Here is a 17364-nt window from a genome sequence, read left to right on the forward strand (position 1 = left end):
CGTCACCTGTCACGCCTGGGGCGCCTAGGGCGCACGACGGTGAAAACCTGCCGAGCATCGATGCTTCCGACCAGCAGGCGTGCCGCTGTCGAAATCTCGGTCTCATCGGCTGCTCCGACCGCTTGTAGCCCCCTGGCCAGCCAATCGCAGGATAGGGAGAACATCGGTACACCCCTCTGGTACCCTTCCTCCAGCAGCTCGCGCACCCTTCCGAGGTCGGGAGACTTTTGCATGAGCAGGCGGCGCGCCAGTATGACGGGACCGTCCGGCAGCTCCGGAAACCAGTTCGTCAGGTTTTCCAACCAAAGCGTGGGGAATTCGTCGGCACGCCCCACCCCCACCGCGACGAGTGCGCCGGCGATCGCCGCCAGCGGGTTGCTGCGCTTGCCTTGTATGGCTTCGATGACGTTCCCGTGCCGCATCATCGCGTTCAGAACCTCGTCCGCCCGTTCGAAGTCCCTGGAGGCGAGGAAACCTAGGAGACCCGCCCATTGCCTGGAGGACACAACGGGCCGCGACGAGAACTGTCCGGGCGCTGCCGAAGGCGCGACGACAAGCTCGGTAGACCAATCCGACAGTTCGCCCGGACTCTCGAAGCCGAGCATTGGGAACGCGGCGATCTCGGTATGGTCTGCAAGTCCCACGAGCGCCCAAGTAGGGCGCGAGCCGTGGCCCGATGTGGGCTGTAACGCCGGAGGAGGGTTTAGGTGGAAGTAGCGCGAGGCTCCCGGCCACCCGAAACCGCCCGGTGCAGGACTCAAGTTTTGGTCGCCGAAGCTGCCATCAGGATCCATCGCCTCGGCGAACGAGAGGGTTCCGTACCGCACCCGTACCTCTGCCGGGCCTTCGACATCCGTCTCCGGCGCCATGCTCTTGGTTTCAGCATAGTACTGTTCTGCGCGCCCGCGCGTGAGGTACGCTCCCTGAGAAGTCGAGCCGATGGACAAATTGGTGAGAGGGGATGCGGTTAACGTAGTCACGTTCCGGGTGGATGCCATGACGTCGCCGGACACGACGGATCCGTCGGGGAAGGCGAACTCTACCGCATATGCGCCGGGCTCCACACTGACGGACTCCGGCCGGTCGGTACCCAGCACAATCTTCCTCAGGCTGTCGGCACCTTGTGCGCTGAGCTTGGTGATCGAGAGTACTATGCTGTCGTCCTGGGGTGAGCCGCCCCGGACAGCGACCTCGATCTCCGCGGCACCGTGGGTGGCGGTCACTCCCGCGGAGATAGTTTCGGGGGGAAGCTGTTGCACCGTCAGCGGAGGAGCGGGTGCACCCAGTATCACGAAGGCTACGGGAGCACGGGGCATCAGTGCCTTGCTTCCCAACGGCCTGCCGAACCTTTCGGCGGATACCGTGACGGGGTGCATTTCCTCGAGGTCGACCACCGTGAAAGCCGGCTCGCCCTGTGCGCCTCGCCAACTCGCTATGGTGGCGTTCCCGTCGCGTACGGAAATCACCGTCTCCGGCCACGTTTCCCTGTCATACAGAGAGATGTACGCCTTGGCCGGCTGGTCGCCGGGATAGGTGATGTCGAAGGTCCCGGCCGCGCGGCCCGCGGGTGACTGGAAGGTCTCTTCGGGACGGGCATGCAGGCGCAACAATTGGGCCACCCTGTCGAGCAGCGCCCCGGGCTTCACCGGCCAATCGCTGCTGGCCGGATCGCCGGCAACGCCCTTCATGGCCGCGAGGAGGCATTCCGTGAAGAGGGTTGTCTTGCCTTTGCGCCCGACGGCTTCCTCGCCGAGGGCGGTGGAACACAATGCCCACTGCAGCCTGACCTCTCCATGGTCGTCCCCCTTGCGTGCAAGCGACAGCAGCTGCGTACCGAACGGCCCGTCCCACGGGAGGTTCACCTGCGTGGGGCCCCGGCAGCAGTCGAACAGTAGCAACTGGGACGTCGGAATCGCGTTCTCGAGAGCACCGATGAGCTGTTCTATCTCGGTCATGCCTGCAGTTGCATCCATGTCGTTCAAGCCGAAGTCCTCCAGGAGGATCGCGGTTCGCCGGCCGTGGCTCTCGCCGTGTGCCGCGACGAACAACACCATCATGTTGTCCTTGTTGGAGTTGCACCGGCGGACCCAGGCTTGCAGGGCGGATTTCACGTTCTCGAAAGTGGCCCTTGGTACCGTCGTTCCGGCGAAAGTCGACGGTCCGTTGCCCGCTTCGGAGAGCGCCATGGCCACGCTGCCCAAGGGTTTCGCCGGATTGCAGAAGCCGTTCTCGTCTTGAAGAAACCAGTCGGCGAACGCCCGGGCAGAGACCGGTGGGGACGTGACGTCTGCGACGACTTCGCTCAGGTAGGAACCGACACCTACGATCATGACGTGCGTAGCGGGGGCACAGGCGAGTACGGGGTCGAGGAAGACGAGTCCCTCGTTGTTTCCGAATCCCGGCATCATCGTCCCTGATTACGCCCCAACGCCACCAGTATCGCCGCCACGTCCGGGTTCAGCGGGAATTCTCGCGAGACCTCGTCGAAGAGCTGTCGCAAGGTGATGTTGCCTCCTCCCCGTTCCAGCAGCGAGACGGCGGCATACCACTGCGCGGCGCCATGCCCGCTCAGGTCCAGTCTGGAGACGTCGCCTCCGGCCCGTGACCACACATGCGAGTGCAGGGGCCCTTGCGGGTACAGTCCCGCCAATACGACGGCGTGCTGCGCTCTGCCTGCCTTCGGTGCAGGTGCGGCTTGCGTCTCCCGGCTTCGGCGCATGGCGATGGGGAAGTTGCCTTCCAAGCCGTCGGTCTTGAGCACGGGATGCTGCTCGGCACAGTGTCGGGGCACGTCTTCGGCGACAAACTGGAATACCTCGAATACGCCCATCGTGCCGTCCCCGCGATCCTTGGCTTCGCCTCTAAGTGCCCTGAGCAGGCTATCGGTGAAGAGCGAGTTCCGCCAGCCTTGCGGTATGATGGAAAGCTCGTTCGCCCGCGATGACGTGAGCAATACCGTTCCCCGACCTGAGCCGAGTCTGCCGATGGTGGAGTCGCTGATGCCAAGCGGCTCCGACGAACTGCCCGACTTGAACGTGCCGACTGCGCCGGCGTGGCAGGCGTCGAGGAAGACCACCTTACGGAGCGAAGGCAGGCTCTGGAGGTGCGAGACCAGTTCCCCGTCCTCCATCGCGGTGGTCTCCGGGTGCTCCGTGCGCGAGTCCTGCAGCACCAAGAAACCTTTCTCGGCGTCGCCCTCCGCAGGCGCGCGATGTCCATGCCCCGAGAAGTACAATATGAAGGACTCGTCGGGCTCCATGGTGTCGCGGAGCTCCGTGAAGACGGCGCGCAGGCGGGTCAAGGTTGCGTCCTCGTCCAACAGGAGCGTAACGCTCCCGCTCCGGTAGGCGCACCCGTCCGGGTCGAGCAGGGTGGCGGCGACGTCGAGGGCGTCGTGTCGAACGGCGGCGGGCAGAGGGCGCACGTAAGCGTAGGATGAAATGCCGATAATCAGGGCCCGGCCCCTTACCGTGCTACTCATCGGAAAAACCGATCGTCGCGCATCTTGGCTAGGGCAGGGTTCAAACGATGGTCCTCGGCCATTTCACGCACCAGTGCCTGGAGGGAAACCCCGCCGCGCCCGTTCGCCAGGTCGATCACCACCTTGTGCCAAGCCTCCCTGCCGGTAGAGGTCTTGGGAATGTCCGCCTCCTTGCCGCCGGCGCGCTCCCACAGGTAGTCCTGTCCGGGTCCGTAGGGATATAGGTCAAGGCCGAGTTCCTCGAAGATCTGCCACTTGGCTGCCGGCGCTACCGGTCCCCCGAGACGGTACCGCATCAGCCAGGGCACCAGGTCGACGCAGAAATCCATCGCCGGCTCCAGGTCCCGCCGTCCGTCCAGTACCCTGTCCCCCAGGGTCTTGGCGGTATCCTTCCAGGAACGGACCGCAGCCAGGCGGCCGATCGCGGCGGCGGCCGAAGGAGACTGGCTCGAGTTCAGTACCCGATCGAGCCAGCGCAGGAAGCGCGGTTCGGTCAGCTCGGCGAAGATATGAAACGCCTGGCATCCCAGCGCGGGATCGAGTTCGAGCTCCCGCAACAGGGTTTCCACCCGGGCTGGTTCCAGCACCGCGGCGGCTAGTTCGGGTTCCGGACGGGCCTGCTCCAATCCGGCCTTAAAATTCGTCACCCAGGTGTCGGCCGCCCGGGCCAGGATCCTGGGCGATGCCTGCGCGGGTAATACGATCCATAGCTCGGGCCGACGCGGATGGGCCAGGACGTCGGCGAGCGGCGAGGTAGAGAGAAGCAGGAGCAGCGGCTCGTCGACGAAGGCCTTCTCCACCAAGGCGGTCAGCAACGCGTCCATCGCGGATCGGGGGTCGCGCGGCCCCTGCCAGCAAGCCGGATTTATGGCCAATGCCTCCCTCCAGATCCTTCGCCAACCCGGATGCGTTATTTCCAATGGACCGAGTAGACCCGGGGAGGTCGCCGAAGCTTCGGCAGCCATTGAGAACAGCCGGTCGGAAGCGTTTGCCAGGGCTGCCGCGACGATGTCCTCGTCGTTGCCGCGGGCCATCGCTGTACCGACCTCCGCGTCGTCCGGCGCCCGGAGGAGGTGCTCGGATGCCGCCCGGACCGGCTTGAAGGCGGCCGAGCAGACCGCCGCGTGCAGCCTCATGGACCCGACGGCGGCGACCGCATCCAGCAACGGCCCGGCGGCTGTGGACGTGATCTTGCGGGGGAGCGCCTCGAGCAGGCGCTTCTCCAGGCCGCCCCGGTTGGGAGCACGGGCGAGTATCGGCTCCGTTAATTCGGGCGCATGGGTCAGGAGATCCCAGATCACACCGCCGTTCCCGTCCGACGAGCTCAGGAAGTCGGCTGTGCCTGCCAGGACCGCCTCGCGCCACTCCCGTACCGGTCCCTCCGCATCCAGCGCGTCCGCGATCACGCGTTCCACGGATTTGGCGCTCGACTTCCAGAGACCCTTGCCTGCCCACTGGCGTATCGCGCTCCAGAAAGGAGCCGGGTCCGCGATCGCCGAGAGGTCGAGGTTCCTTGCCATGCGCACGTCGGTCTCGCCGGCCCCCGGAATGGCAGCCGCGCAACGCGCCACCAGCGTTTCCTTCTGTTCGGCACCCGCGCCCGGGTCCGGGGAAAGATGGCACACCAACCTGAGGGCGCCGACCAGTTCGCCCGGTCCGGCCGATCCGGCTATGGCGTCATGCAACGCGACTATCTTAGAAAGTCCCGCGACGTCCGGGAGCCCTGCATCGAACCCCGACATCGTCTCGCGCAGCGGCACGCTGCTCGGCTCTCCCAGGAGCAGGGCCGTGGCTGCGTCGATCGGTCCGTCGGATGCTTCCCTTACGACGTTGGAACCTGCCCAACGGGGAACGAGAGAGGGCAGCGTCGTCACGATGGTCGGTGTCCGGTCCGTCACGTCCTGGGGAGAGAAGGCCAAGCGAAAGGACAGCGCCCGGCGGGCCTCCGGCCACAGGTTGGACCACAACCCGTCGAGAGCATCCTCGAACCCTTGCGGGAACGCCCACACTGTGACCCCGTCTCCGGCCGCGAGCAGCGCCTCCGCCAGGCCGCGGTGCGGCTTGCCGCCCCGGTCCTCGACCGCGAGTGCCACGTCCTCGTAAGGCCCTTGCTCCGCGAAGCTGTTGACCAGGAAGCGCATCGCGGCGCCGAGGCTACCCATTTGCCCGACATCGGACAAGGCAAAGAAGAGGGCACGTGTCCTGACCATCCCGGATCGTACCGCATCGGGATCAAGCGCCGTCCTGGCCAGGATATAGGTGTCCTCCAGCGGCAGCCCGCTCCAATAGGCCGGCCAATTCACCCCGGGGGGGGGCGAGGCCTGGATATCCATCTGGTTGACGACCTCGGAAGCGATGGCCGCGCCGGGGCTCGAGCCCAGCAGGGCATGACCGCGTCCCTTCTCGCCATAAGCGGCCTGGCCGGCGGAGACGTGCCTCATGCCCTGAGCAGCGGGGTGATGGCAAGGGTAAGATCCTTGTCGCGGGTTCCGTCCGGTTGCACCATGTATCCGAATGACTCCGGCCCGCGGTCCACGTATTCCTCGTCCACCGTGTCCTCGGACAACGCCCGCTCGAGGGCGGACAGTCCCAGCACGTGCAATGCGCCGGGTTCCCAATTCGCCTCGAGATAGGCGGCCACCATGGGCATGCGCAATCGCAGCACGTCCCATGGACGGTTGCCGATCTCGTCTTGCGGTAGTTCGTCCCAACATGACAGCAGTAGGATCAGCCTGGGTTCGGTGATCCGTTCCAACGTCCCGGTGCCGCGCACAAATGCCAGCCATTGGAGGAAGTCGACCAGCTTCGCCTGGTCAGACATGACAAATCCCTTCGGAGCGGCGGGTCTTTCCCCGATGGAGTGCAGAGGGCGCGAGAAGATGTCGTCCGGTACATGCGAGTTGTGGATCCGGATCATGACAACCCAACCCGTACTCGTCTCCACTCTCTTGCGCCAATCTGGGGACATGCGCCTGTCGTTGCGCAAGGAGGTGACTTGTTCGCCTCCGTAGTCCGGCCACACGAGGTCCATAGTGCGCCCTTCTGCATCCGCGACCTGCCAGAAGCTTTCCCGGTAGTTGGCCGCGCCTGTATGTCCTGCCGCCTTTCCTTGGTTCAGACGCACGAGTACCCCATCAAAAGGCGCCAGGGTAGCGGGAGCCGAAGTCATCCGCAGAGCGCCCTTGGCTTCCCTGAGGCGGCCTAGCAGCTGACCTCCGAAGTGGCTTTTCCCCACGTCGTATTCGCCGAGTAGAAGGATTGGCTTCCTCAAGAAAGACTCCCGTACCTAAAGAACGGATCGCGCGTTTCGATCCTGGCGTCGGTCACCTCGAAACCGCGCTGCATCGGCTGCAGCGCCCATTCGAGAACCTCCCTGACTGAGGCCGCCCCATGGACATGTTGGCTTTCCGTCTGGAAGTCGGTTATGCTCGCGTGGAACTGGACGATGTCGGGTATGGCCTGCAGTGCCGTTTCGGTGACAGCGGACCTTATGGCGGCCGTTACCGGAATGTCGGCCTTCGCCCAAACCAGGGCGACGGGCCGACCGCGGTGGTGGTCGGCAGTGCGCTGCAGGAGAGACTTCAGGTCCGACCGCGCGGTTCCCCTGTCCGGGCCGGAGAGCGCCTCGCAGTCGGCAACGACGATCAGCACCGACGCACGTTCGACGAGCCATCGCGCGCCCTCGGCATCGGTGGCGGCGCTTTCGGTTGCCCAGCGTTGGAACCATTCACCCGGCGAATCGGCGAAGAGGTAGTCGGCCAACGCGCCTTTGGCGTCCCGCAGGGCGAGATGCAGCATCCCTGGCGCCCGACCCCCTCCCGCAGGCGTATGCGGAGGAAACCGGGGGACGCTTCCGTCCCAGCGCAATGCATGCGCCACTGCCTCCCAACCTTCCAGCGTGAAGCTGCCGGAGAAACCGCGTCCGTCGACGTGGCCGGTGCGTCCCACGTGCTGGTACCATGAGGCCAGCAGGGTGGTCTTGCCGGCATTGTGCGCTCCCATCAGCGCGACCAACTTGGCCTCGCCGCGCCCCGTGAGGAAGGTAAGGTCACGGCTGCCGAGCGCGCTGCCCGTCCAAGGCAGAAGCGACTGCTTGCCGTCGGTCGTTCCCTTCGCTTCGGGGGGCGCTTCCTTCCTCTCCTTCCAGAAAGGGCATTCGCCCAGCGTCCTCTCGCCGAGGTAGCACCCCAGGACGGGCGCATCGCACCGGACGTTGGAACAGGCCGTCATTTGCCGCCCTTCTTCCGGGTGCGCGACGCGGTCGCGCGGGCTGCCTGCATATCGCGGAAGATCCATAGCGAGAAGCGCGTCGGTGCTATCTCCATGTCCGGAGGCAGACCCAGGCGTACCTCTATGGTCTGGTCGTCGAGCGTCTGGCCTGCGGCGACCAGCGATGCCAGCGGGGTCCTTCCGCCGCTTCCCTGCACTTCCGAGAGGCGGCTCCTGAGCGCTTGCGCGCGAGGGGACTGGTCCTCGCACAAGGCGCCCGCGAGCGCCAGAAGCGGAAGGGGCCGCGATGCAGCGTCGGACGCGAACGATCTCACGGTTTCCATCACGAAGGCCTCCGCCATCCTCGGGGCGTAGGGGCCCGTGATGTCGACGGCATCAACCGCCGCCCAACAGGCGGCCTCGCCTACCTCCATATCGCGGTAGCCGATGTCCGCCGCGGGCGAGTACAGTGCCTCTTTCCACCACAGCATGGACGTTCGGCGCTCGAGACCGCCGGCCGTCTGTGCCAGCGACCCGACGACAGCGGTCACGTGCTCCACCAGCGCGGACGCTACGCTCTGGTCGGCCAGCGCGGAATTGACGCTATCCGCGATCTGCTTGCCGATGCTGTCGCCGGCCATCGCTAGCGCCTTACCGGCCTTGGGCGCGAACTCCAGCGACCAGGGTTGTCCCTGGTTGGGCCAATGTGGATTGGCGTCCGTGAGGGTGGCGTTCTTGGCGTCCATGGGCCCGGCCGCCGCGGCCATCCGCTCCACGGCCCATTCCGGCTTGATACCGGCTTTGGCTATCTCGGGAGGCTTGGGTAGCACGAAGGCCGTGTCGCCTGCGGATGCCGCCGACGGTTGCGCCCATTCCCGTCGGGCCCGGCCCTCCAGGCGCCGGTCGGCATTCTCGACCAGCTCGTTCCAGAGTTCACGGTCGGCCAAGGAGCCGAGGTAGGGCAGCATGTTGCGGGCCGTCGCGGAGATCGCCATGGCCACGGCGTCGGAACCCGATGACCTGTCGAGGGCGTCCAGGGCGATAGCGCGCATGACGACCGGGAGTGTGGCGTCGGAGAAGGCGCCGGCATAGCTGTGCCAACGCTTTTCAAGGATCTTACCGACTTCGACCAGCACCGGGTCGCCGGCGGGTGTCTTGGCGTCTATGGCTACCATGGTGAGAGAGGCGACGCGCTGCGGGGACGACTTGATCTCGAGGGCCAGGTCGCCGGCGGCCTCGCGCAACCTGGCAAGGCGGTCATCGTCTCCGCCAACGTCGAAGTGCCGGGCCGAAAGGAAACGCTGCAGGATATCTTGCGTCAAACCAACCTCCATGTTGCGAAATCTACTCCGCCGTGCCCGTCCGCAATAGGTATCGTCCTCCGGGAAGTTGCACAATCCTGGCGCTGCAAGAACTATTCGCAACGCTCAAGAGTGAGGTGATCCTCCGCAAAGAGTCAGTCGAAGCAGAAATGATGGAAGGCCATTTTTTGGGCTATTTAGATGCTTCAGTGCGCATCGTGCCATTAGGCTACTAACCAACATCGATGGTATTGGTCAGCAAGGACATGGGGTTTTATCCAACTCAGAAGTAATTAGAGTAGCGTCCCGAACCTTTGAGGAGGTGCGTAGCCGAGCTCGATCAGCATGGCCGGGCGCATGATGTTGCCTGCACTTAGCGATACGCAATTACACGGGTGCCAAGTTCATCCCCGAAATCGCCGGTAAACTGCAGCGGAGAGCTAAGCCAGAAGCGGGTGGCCCGGTCCCGGTCATTTGTGGCATCTATCACGACATGCATCAGCTGTTAACGGAAAGTATGATGACCGCTGGTCCATGCTTGGACTGTGCAGTTGCAAACAGACTTAGCAGCCTTGGCAACGTGCCATGGATTACAGTCGAAAAGACGTTGAGAGACCTGGAAGCAGTCTAAGACAGCGAAGCCGATTAGAAACTAGCACAAGATGCTTCCGAGTTGAAATCATGGGGTGATTGCGAACCTTGTTAGTTCGGCGAAACCAAGGTCGTTTCGCCGAAAACTGCAGTGCTTGAGCGCCCCTCCGTCTTGGCTCAGACGTGAGATCGTGTTCTCATCCGCATACAAAGTATATTCGGTCTAGTATGGGGCGTGGAAATGACCATGCGACAAGCATTCGTGTTGGTTCACGGCATGTGCGAACAAAAGCCAATGCAGAACCTTCGAAGCTTTGTCGACGCCGTTTGGAAGAGAAATCCTAAGGCGCATCACCCGCATGCCACGGCAGGGGCCTGGAGCCATCCTGACGATGTTCAAGGAGGCTTTGAGCTGCGTCGTATATCGACCAGCAGCAACTCCGCTGGCGTTCTTACTGATTTCTACGAATTCTATTGGGCTCACTTGATGCAGGGCAATCAGTTGAGCCACGTGCAGAGTTGGATATTTGCACTTTTGCGTCGCAACCCATTCTCGTTGTCGGAAACGTTTCGACTGGCCTGGTTTGTGATCGCGATTTCCGGTGTAGCCTTCGTCGGTCTCGGCACCTTGGCCGGCATGGCCGCGGTGGGCAGATCACCGCTGCCCGTCTGGATCACCCTGGTTCTCACCATTCTGGTCTGGCCGACGGCCGAAGGATTGCTCCGGTTGTTCGTCGGCGATGTAGCAAGATACCTTCAGCCCTCACCTGAGAACATCAAGGTGAGGCATGACATACGCGAGGCTGGCGTGAAGTTGATCGATGCCCTGCACGAGCGTGGTTACCATCGCATCACCATCGTTGGACATAGTCTTGGGTGCGTCGTGGGCTATGACATTCTCACGCATGCTTGGGCACGTCGTCACAAGTCTTTTGCCGGCGACGCGAAGGCTCAGGAACAGGCCGCCCAGGTTCTTGAGGAGATTATTGCGACTGAGCCTTTCGACACAAACGCCTATCGCGCCGCCCAGCGTTCGTACAGCGACGCCCTGGTAGAAGCAGGATTGAATTGGCGTATCACCGACTTCGTCACCCTCGGCAATCCGATGGCACATGCCGATGTGCTCTTGGCCCTGGACGACGAGGACTTTGCAAAGCGATGCCAAGAGCGAGAGCTCCCAACCTCGCCGCCGGCGTTAGAACGCAGGGGAGCAAAAACTACGTTCCGCTATTCGCGCTCCTTTCAATCAGTAGACGGAGGAACCGCCCGAGCCAGCATTCCCCATCACGCGGCCGTCTTCGCTCCCGTGGTCTGGACCAATCTCTACTTCCCATCCCGCTGGTTGGTTCAAGGAGACTCGATTGGCGGCGAACTCTGGCCTCTATTCGGCCGTGGCGTTCACGATGTCCCGGTACGAACCGAACTTCGGGGCGGCCTTCTGCTGCACACCGAGTACTGGACCTTTGAGGCGATCGACCGGCCGGGGAGCCATGTCGAGACGTTGTGCCAGGCGCTCGACGTTGGCCGCGCCGTCAAGTGATGACGCCCCACTGCCTCATGAAGAATCGCGATTCGCTCCGTCGATCCAATATTGCGATTCTTCGCGACGCTGAGATGCAGCGTCGAGCTACGGCAGCTTTTGGGACTACAACTTTATCGATCGAACAGCGAGAATGGGGCGCGTTACGGATATTGCCTTTGAAGTGGAGCCAAAATATTTAATCGACATTTTTTCATCTTAACCTCAGTGTTCGCAGAACGAGTGAGGGGCATAGATGATAAACGATCTGTCTATTTCGACGGCCGCCAACTTTTTCACTATCAAAAAGAAGTTGTCGGACAAGGGAGTTGAAGACCTGTTTGTGGCATTGCGCGCTACTTACGGCGTTACCGGCCATAACGAGTTCAAGCATACGCGAGAGAGCCTAGCAGGCGCTCGATGGTCGGCCATCTGTTTTAGGTACGAAGGCACACCGGCATTCCTAGACGAAGCGACCGACATCCGCGAGACGCTCTGCGGGTTTCTAATGATAGTAGAGTATCAAAAATACGCGGCAGTCCTGCATTCGCGCTTGAGCCTCTTGCCAGCGTTCAAGACTAAACACTTGGCGGCGGTCTCAACAGCTCAGGTTGAGGGAGCCATCGCAACGGCAGATGCGGTCTTCCAGAAGATGCGAATGCGCAATATGTCCGTGTCCCCTTACGCCATGCAGAACAAAACTCTTGAAGCTGCCAATCTGGCAAATGTCGTTGGCCCTGGCGGCAGTCGGCGATACGCACCGCGAAATTACAGCGTGGTCTCGGGAGGAAGTCTACGCAGTGCAACCCCCAGCACAGGGCGTATTAGCTACCGCTCCGCGAGGGTGGACCTTGCTGGCATCGTTGACTTCGCCAAAGCAGTAATAGATGCGCTTCGCGACGATACCGCCGCTGTGTCGCCCTTCATCAAATCGTTTGCCAGGCCAGTCACCTTGGCTGAAGCTCTTGAGGCATCTCAACCGACGGCTTTCGCCATTGACACGACCGTTCTAATTGAAGGCTTGGACGGCAATGGCCCTGGCATTCGTCTAGTTCGGCAGGCCGAGGACATTGTGGAGCTTTCGGCGGAGGAATTGACCGCACTGGTCAATCAGCTTGAGCGGCCTTTGACCATCTCAGCGGGCAATCGCGTCCGAACAGTGAGTGATCCCGAAAGTGGCGAGGAGGCGGCCTCTATCGCGCTGAACAAAAACCGCATCGCTCTTCGAACGCTGTCACTGGCGCCTGCGGCCGAAGTAATGATCGAAAGCTTGGAATTTCCACTGGGCGAAGATGAAAATCGAAAGACGCTTCGAGAATATCTCGATGAGGCCAATGCCTTGATCGTGCTCTTTGACGATGTACGTCTGGCATATATCGATGGCCAAGTTTTCCGCGACGAGACCCTGCTGGACGGTGGCGAAGCGTTCCTCCAGTACTTCCGAACCGACCCTTCTCTGTCGAATGTTACCAGCGAAAAGGGCGAGTTTAATGCTACGCAAACCGCCTTTGACGGCACCTGCACTTTTGGTGCGATCGTGGATCACATCGGTGCACACGATGCGATCCTGCTATGCGACGATCTCGGCGATGAGTGGGCCGACTTCATTGGCGTCAAAGAGGAAGCCGGCTTGACGCAGGTTTGCTTCTATCACGCCAAACATGGGGCGCTGTCGCTTGGCGCCGGCCCTTTTCATGTGTCTGTAAGCCAAGCGACCAAAAACCTTGGCAACATGACCTTTCCGGAGGAGAGATTGGAGACGAAGTTGCAGACGTGGGGCGCGCTTTACGTCGCTCCAAATCAGGATACGCAAATATCGAGAACCATCCGTTCAAATGCTCCAGACTTGGCAGCTGCGCTAAGCCGAACGCGCACTGCTCCTGACGTGATGCGGCGAGCTGTGATAGTGACCTCATCTGTTAGCAAGCAGGCAGTTGCGGACACCTTTGCGGCCATTCAGAACGGTCACAAGCCGTCACCATCTTTTGTGCAACTCTACTGGTTGCTTCAATCGTTTTTCTCTGCGTGTACTGAGGTGGGCGCTACAGGGTCAATAGTCTGCCAGCCATAGGGTAGCTTGCTTCGCCAGTTCCGAGTTCCCCCAAGATTAGCTTTGTCTGGATGGGGAAATGTTTGGGCTGGACTTCGCGCCATAATTGTCTGTGGCTTGGGGCAAACGGCAGTTTTCGCGATCAGGACCGAATGGCCGCTATTGGGAAATCGAAACTCTCCTCTTAACGACCGGGATGGGGCGCTTTCCTACCACACCATGCCGAAGATGGTGGCGACGAGCAGGGAAAGCACCATCAGCGCGACAAGGAATTTGTTGGGGTCAAAGGCCATTTTAGTTCTCTCTTGGGCGAGAGAACCTTGGGCAAACGCCAAGGAACCTGCTCGCCCTATTAGGGTCGAAACAAATTCCTTGACGTGTCTCGCGCTTCGGCCGGGATCCTTTCCCAGCCTTATCCACCTCAAGAGAGTGAGGTTAAGTTGTTAGGTGCCCAAATTAGCGGGCTGAAAATGGATCGGAGAGGCGCAGCGAGAGCCTTTGTCCGACGCGCCATAAGTGCGGCGCTATAGTTAATCATCTTGCAGGATAGGTAGGGTGCCTTGATTCCACAAGTGAGCCTTCTGGAGAGGACCTGCCGTTGAGTGAAGCCAAAAGCAAAAGCAGAAAGCGAGAGGAAATCCTCAAGGACGAGCCGAGGTGCATTTACTGCGCCTTGCCGCCTGTAACGCTCGAACACATGCCGCCGCGCATCATGTTCAAGGATAAGCAGCGCCCAAGCGGACTGGAGTTTGCGTGCTGCGACGCCTGCAATCGCAACACGAGTGCCGCAGATTCCGTTGCGTCCTACATGGCCAAACTTGACCGTCAGGCGTGGGAGGGCGACTGGAGGTTGCAGGCCGCTACGGCTCAGCAGGGTCTGCTCAAAGCCATAGCGCCGGGTTTTCTTGAAGAGCTTTATGACCCTAACTCGATGGAGCGGGTTTACCTGCCCACAAGTGGCGGCGTGCGAATTGCGCATGATGTCATCACCGCCAATGGCCCATTGATCCGGTCCTATCTCAGTGTTTTTGGCGCCAAGTTCGGCATGTCGCTTTACCGCGAGTACGTTGGGCGAGCACTTCCCATGGAAGGCGCGGTGCTAGTGACCTGGTCTCTGAACGTTGGTTTCCAGCGAAAATTCGTGGACCAGTTCATGCAGATAATGCCGGGTCTCGATCGGCTGTCGCAGGGTACGAAGACTTCGCAAGGTCAGTTCGACTACCGGTACAATACCGACCGTAAGAGCTTGGTGGCAGCCTACGCGAGTTTCCATACCGGGCTCAACATTTTGGCGTTGGCAACTTCAACACCCGAGCGGCTACAAGTCGACGCCCTTCGCCGCGGTGCCATTGTCAGGCCCGGCACTCTGGTATCCCTCATGCCAGACACCGGTAGGCCATCCAGCCCAAACGAAGCATGACGAGAAGTATGATCGACAGTCAGACTATCGCGCGGCCACCATTGCACAGCTTGGCGACCTCCGCTCCGACATCACCCTGTCTATCGTGACGCTCGACGACTTCTTCCAGAACATCAGAAGGAGCCGCTCCACGTCATGCCAAGCTGACTGCACGGACCCACACCCTAATAGATGTGTCCAAGCGAAGGGCCGCCTTCCTTGCATCAAATGCAAGCAGTCGGCGGCACCCCGCCACGAACCGGAAAACTGGCCGCGGGCTTAACCAATCAAAACGCTGGCCTTTGGCGACCGGCTGCTTTTAGCAAGCTAGCAGCGCGGGCGGAATGACCGCAATGGGGCGCGATGCTGACCGGCAGTTTCCGACCCCATTTCGGACGTCCTACCTGGCCCCTGATCTGCCTGAAACCAGACATGCGGAAGGGTTCTGCAATCAGTTGAACTAATGATTTCACTTATTGACCTTCCCATTATGGGAAGCCTGATATTTGTGGTCCAACTGCAATCGAAGTGGAAAGGACCGGGCCATGTCGACGCTCGCTATTAACACGGCATCTTCCAAGAAGGCCGTCATCTACCGGATGGTGATGCCGAGCCACACCTGTCCCTATGGTCTCAAGGTCAAGGACGTGCTCAAGCGCTCTGGCTATGAGGTCGAGGACCATCACCTGACGACGCGCGAGCAGACCGACGCCTTCAAGGCCGAACATGGCGTCAAGACCACGCCGCAGGTGTTCATTGACGGCGAGCGCATCGGCGGCCATGACGATACCCGCCGCTTCCTCGGCAAGAGCGTGGTCGACCCCAAGGCGACGACCTACCGGCCGGTTGCCGTGCTGTTCGCCATGACGGCATTGACCGCCATGGCCGCCAGCTACGCTGTCTCCGGCAACCCCTTCACTTTGCGTGCCGCAGAATGGTTCGTCAGCTTTTCCATGGTCGTGTTGGCGCTGCTCAAGCTGCAGAACGTGGAAACCTTCGCCACGATGTTCCTCAATTACGATCTTCTGGCCAAGCGCTGGGTGCCCTATAGCTACATCTATCCCTATGCCGAGGGACTTGCGGGCATCCTGATGGTTGCCGGCGCCCTAACCTGGCTGTCGGTGCCTCTGGCCCTCTTCATCGGCACGATTGGCGCTGTGTCGGTCTTCAAGGCCGTGTATCTCGACAAGCGCGAGCTCAAATGCGCCTGCGTTGGCGGTTCGAGCAACGTTCCGCTGGGCTTTGTCTCGCTGACCGAGAACCTGATGATGATCGCCATGGCCGTGTGGATGGGTCTTTCCGCGCTTGGCTTCGTTACCTCCGGGCACGTCATGTGAGCGTGCCGCTTTCCAACCGCCGCGTACACAGGAGACTATTATGAAGAACACAATTCTCGCCCTCGCCATTCTTGGCACTTCATCGGTGTCGGCAGTCGGGCAAGATGCCCATTCGGGGCACGACATGTCTGGGATGGGTGCCAATCTTCCGGAAATCTGCAGTGCCGGAGAGGACATGTCAGGCGATATGTCGATGGGCATAAACCACGAGATGGACCAGGCTCATATGGACCTGATGGAAGGGATTGAAGAGACCAATAAGCAGATGATGGACGCCATGATGGTCGAAGATATTGATGTGGCCTTTGTCTGCGGCATGATCCCTCACCACCAAGCCGCCATCAACATGGCCAGGGCCGAGCTTGAGCACGGCGACAATGATTGGGCGAAAGCAATGGCCCAAAAGATCATAGATGCACAAGAGGCTGAGATTGCTGAGATGATGACCTGGCTTGAGGGCGAAGGCGCAAACGAGTAACGGGGTCGGCAGCTTCTCGCTATCTCTACAAAAAAGGGTGTCTGCTGCTAACTCGGAAGTTTTGGAAGCAGCCAGTCCGCTTCCCATTTGTGGACGCCCTGTAAGACGCAAGCGGTTTTTGAGGGTCGGTCCGTAGTCGGATGCTGCGATCTGTCCGGCCTCTGATGCAGCACCAGAGGCTGCGGGCCCGTATGGGAGTTCGCGGACCGGATCCATATCATACACAGGGTGCTCAAGGTACAGTGGGAAGCCCTGGTTTTCGCCTTGGCCTACGCCGAAGCTGCGACCGGAGCTTTGTATTCCTCTTGCTTGATGAGCAATGCCCAGATGATACGCGCGGTCTTGTTGGCCAGTGCGACGGTGACCAGCATGCGCGGCTTGCGGGCCATCATCTGCTCCAACCACGAGGACGACTGCACTGCATCCGATGATGAGCAGGCGCCTCAGCGTTCGTTCGCCCATCTTCGTGATCGATCCGAGTTTCTGCTTGCTTCCGCTCGAGAGCTGACGCGGCGGCCTTTGGTGAACGTCTCGGCTGGTGGCGCGAGGGCGGCGCTCGCTGTGGCGGTGATCGGACCCACGCCTGGTATTGTCATCAGTCTCCTGGCGATCAGATCCTCACGGCGCTTCGGGCGATCTTCTTGTCCAGTTCGGCGATCTTGACGTTTAGCACCTCAAGCAGATCGAGCATCATGCGGAACATGGGCTTGGCCGCATCCGGAAGCGACGCGCCCATCTCGCCATCGAGCAGGTCACCGAGCACAGCTATGTGCGACGGCCCCTTGGCTGCCACCCAGCCATACTCGGTCAGGTGACCGCGGATCGCATTGCACCAGCAGGTCGCGGGTTCTAAGCACCAGCGCCGATGCCTATTGCCCTTCGTTCTTGATGGCCACAAGCCGCCTGTTGAGTCGCTGCGCGGCTATGCCGTTGCGGCCCATGATGGCGACGATTTCACCAGGGACGACGTCGAGCGAACCCCGGGTGAATGACTTTGTT

Annotated in this window: 13 protein-coding genes; 5 read left to right on the forward strand and 8 right to left on the reverse strand. The window is 61.2% G+C overall.

The window, feature by feature from the left end:
• Window positions 1–2: 2 nt before the first annotated feature.
• From ASG47_RS08430 to ASG47_RS08455, 6 genes are read right to left on the reverse strand one after another with little or no spacing between them, the layout of a single operon-like run.
• Entirely contained in the window at window positions 3–2408 is a 2406-nt protein-coding gene (locus ASG47_RS08430) for a caspase family protein (protein ID WP_061908295.1), read from the reverse strand.
• Window positions 2405–3481, reverse strand: coding sequence for a caspase family protein (locus ASG47_RS08435; RefSeq protein WP_061908296.1), 1077 nt, complete (start codon window positions 3479–3481; stop codon window positions 2405–2407). Before ASG47_RS08435 ends, ASG47_RS08430 begins: the two co-directional genes overlap by 4 nt.
• Window positions 3478–5922, reverse strand: a complete 2445-nt coding sequence (locus tag ASG47_RS08440) for an effector-associated domain EAD1-containing protein (protein WP_061908297.1) — start codon at window positions 5920–5922, stop codon at window positions 3478–3480. Before ASG47_RS08440 ends, ASG47_RS08435 begins: the two co-directional genes overlap by 4 nt.
• Window positions 5919–6752, reverse strand: coding sequence for a hypothetical protein (locus ASG47_RS08445; RefSeq protein WP_061908298.1), 834 nt, complete (start codon window positions 6750–6752; stop codon window positions 5919–5921). Before ASG47_RS08445 ends, ASG47_RS08440 begins: the two co-directional genes overlap by 4 nt.
• Entirely contained in the window at window positions 6749–7711 is a 963-nt protein-coding gene (locus ASG47_RS08450) for a TRAFAC clade GTPase domain-containing protein (protein WP_061908299.1), read from the reverse strand. The genes ASG47_RS08445 and ASG47_RS08450 overlap by 4 nt, the downstream gene beginning before the upstream one ends.
• The gene (locus ASG47_RS08455) at window positions 7708–9012 is read right to left on the reverse strand and encodes a GTPase-associated system all-helical protein GASH (RefSeq protein ID WP_156464030.1); all 1305 of its coding nucleotides are present in this window, start codon (window positions 9010–9012) and stop codon (window positions 7708–7710) included. The genes ASG47_RS08450 and ASG47_RS08455 overlap by 4 nt, the downstream gene beginning before the upstream one ends.
• Before the next feature lie 817 nt (window positions 9013–9829).
• On the opposite strand from ASG47_RS08455, the gene ASG47_RS08460 reads away from it, so the two are divergent.
• The 5 genes from ASG47_RS08460 (at window position 9830) to ASG47_RS08480 (ending at window position 16365) form a co-directional block, all read left to right on the forward strand.
• A complete protein-coding gene (locus tag ASG47_RS08460) occupies window positions 9830–11122 on the forward strand; it encodes a hypothetical protein (RefSeq protein WP_156464031.1) in 1293 nt (430 codons plus the stop codon).
• 235 nt (window positions 11123–11357) lie between these two features.
• Window positions 11358–13172, forward strand: coding sequence for a hypothetical protein (locus ASG47_RS20240; protein WP_082511643.1), 1815 nt, complete (start codon window positions 11358–11360; stop codon window positions 13170–13172).
• Between the two features lie 577 nt (window positions 13173–13749).
• Window positions 13750–14571 carry a hypothetical protein gene (locus ASG47_RS08470; protein WP_061908302.1) on the forward strand — a complete coding sequence of 274 codons (822 nt, stop codon included), beginning with the start codon at window positions 13750–13752 and terminating at the stop codon, window positions 14569–14571.
• A 524-nt stretch (window positions 14572–15095) separates the two neighbouring features.
• A complete protein-coding gene (locus ASG47_RS08475) occupies window positions 15096–15887 on the forward strand; it encodes a MauE/DoxX family redox-associated membrane protein (RefSeq protein WP_156464032.1) in 792 nt (263 codons plus the stop codon).
• Between the two features lie 40 nt (window positions 15888–15927).
• Window positions 15928–16365, forward strand: a complete 438-nt coding sequence (locus tag ASG47_RS08480) for a DUF305 domain-containing protein (protein WP_061908303.1) — start codon at window positions 15928–15930, stop codon at window positions 16363–16365.
• 443 nt (window positions 16366–16808) lie between these two features.
• Here the strand turns inward: ASG47_RS08480 and ASG47_RS21195 are convergent, their stop codons facing one another.
• Complete coding sequence (locus tag ASG47_RS21195) at window positions 16809–16961, reverse strand: hypothetical protein (protein WP_274532522.1); 153 nt, start codon at window positions 16959–16961, stop codon at window positions 16809–16811.
• Window positions 16962–16975: 14 nt separating this feature from the next.
• Window positions 16976–17158 (reverse strand): hypothetical protein, encoded by a 183-nt coding sequence (locus ASG47_RS21070; RefSeq protein ID WP_244487067.1) that lies wholly within the window; start codon window positions 17156–17158, stop codon window positions 16976–16978.
• Window positions 17159–17364: the final 206 nt, after the last annotated feature.

The organism is Devosia sp. Leaf420 (genome assembly GCF_001425445.1).
Classification (GTDB): domain Bacteria; phylum Pseudomonadota; class Alphaproteobacteria; order Rhizobiales; family Devosiaceae; genus Devosia.

Bases quoted from the DNA above. Each gene is read 5' to 3' on its own strand.
- ASG47_RS08440 (WP_061908297.1), bottom strand. From the start codon at position 5,922: ATGAGGCACGTCTCCGCCGGCCAGGCCGCTTATGGCGAGAAGGGACGC.
- ASG47_RS08480 (WP_061908303.1), top strand. From the start codon at position 15,928: ATGAAGAACACAATTCTCGCCCTCGCCATTCTTGGCACTTCATCGGTG.
- ASG47_RS08430 (WP_061908295.1), bottom strand. From the start codon at position 2,408: ATGATGCCGGGATTCGGAAACAACGAGGGACTCGTCTTCCTCGACCCC.
- ASG47_RS08460 (WP_156464031.1), top strand. From the start codon at position 9,830: ATGCGACAAGCATTCGTGTTGGTTCACGGCATGTGCGAACAAAAGCCA.
- ASG47_RS08475 (WP_156464032.1), top strand. From the start codon at position 15,096: ATGTCGACGCTCGCTATTAACACGGCATCTTCCAAGAAGGCCGTCATC.
- ASG47_RS20240 (WP_082511643.1), top strand. From the start codon at position 11,358: ATGATAAACGATCTGTCTATTTCGACGGCCGCCAACTTTTTCACTATC.
- ASG47_RS08450 (WP_061908299.1), bottom strand. From the start codon at position 7,711: ATGACGGCCTGTTCCAACGTCCGGTGCGATGCGCCCGTCCTGGGGTGC.
- ASG47_RS08435 (WP_061908296.1), bottom strand. From the start codon at position 3,481: ATGAGTAGCACGGTAAGGGGCCGGGCCCTGATTATCGGCATTTCATCC.
- ASG47_RS21195 (WP_274532522.1), bottom strand. From the start codon at position 16,961: ATGACAATACCAGGCGTGGGTCCGATCACCGCCACAGCGAGCGCCGCC.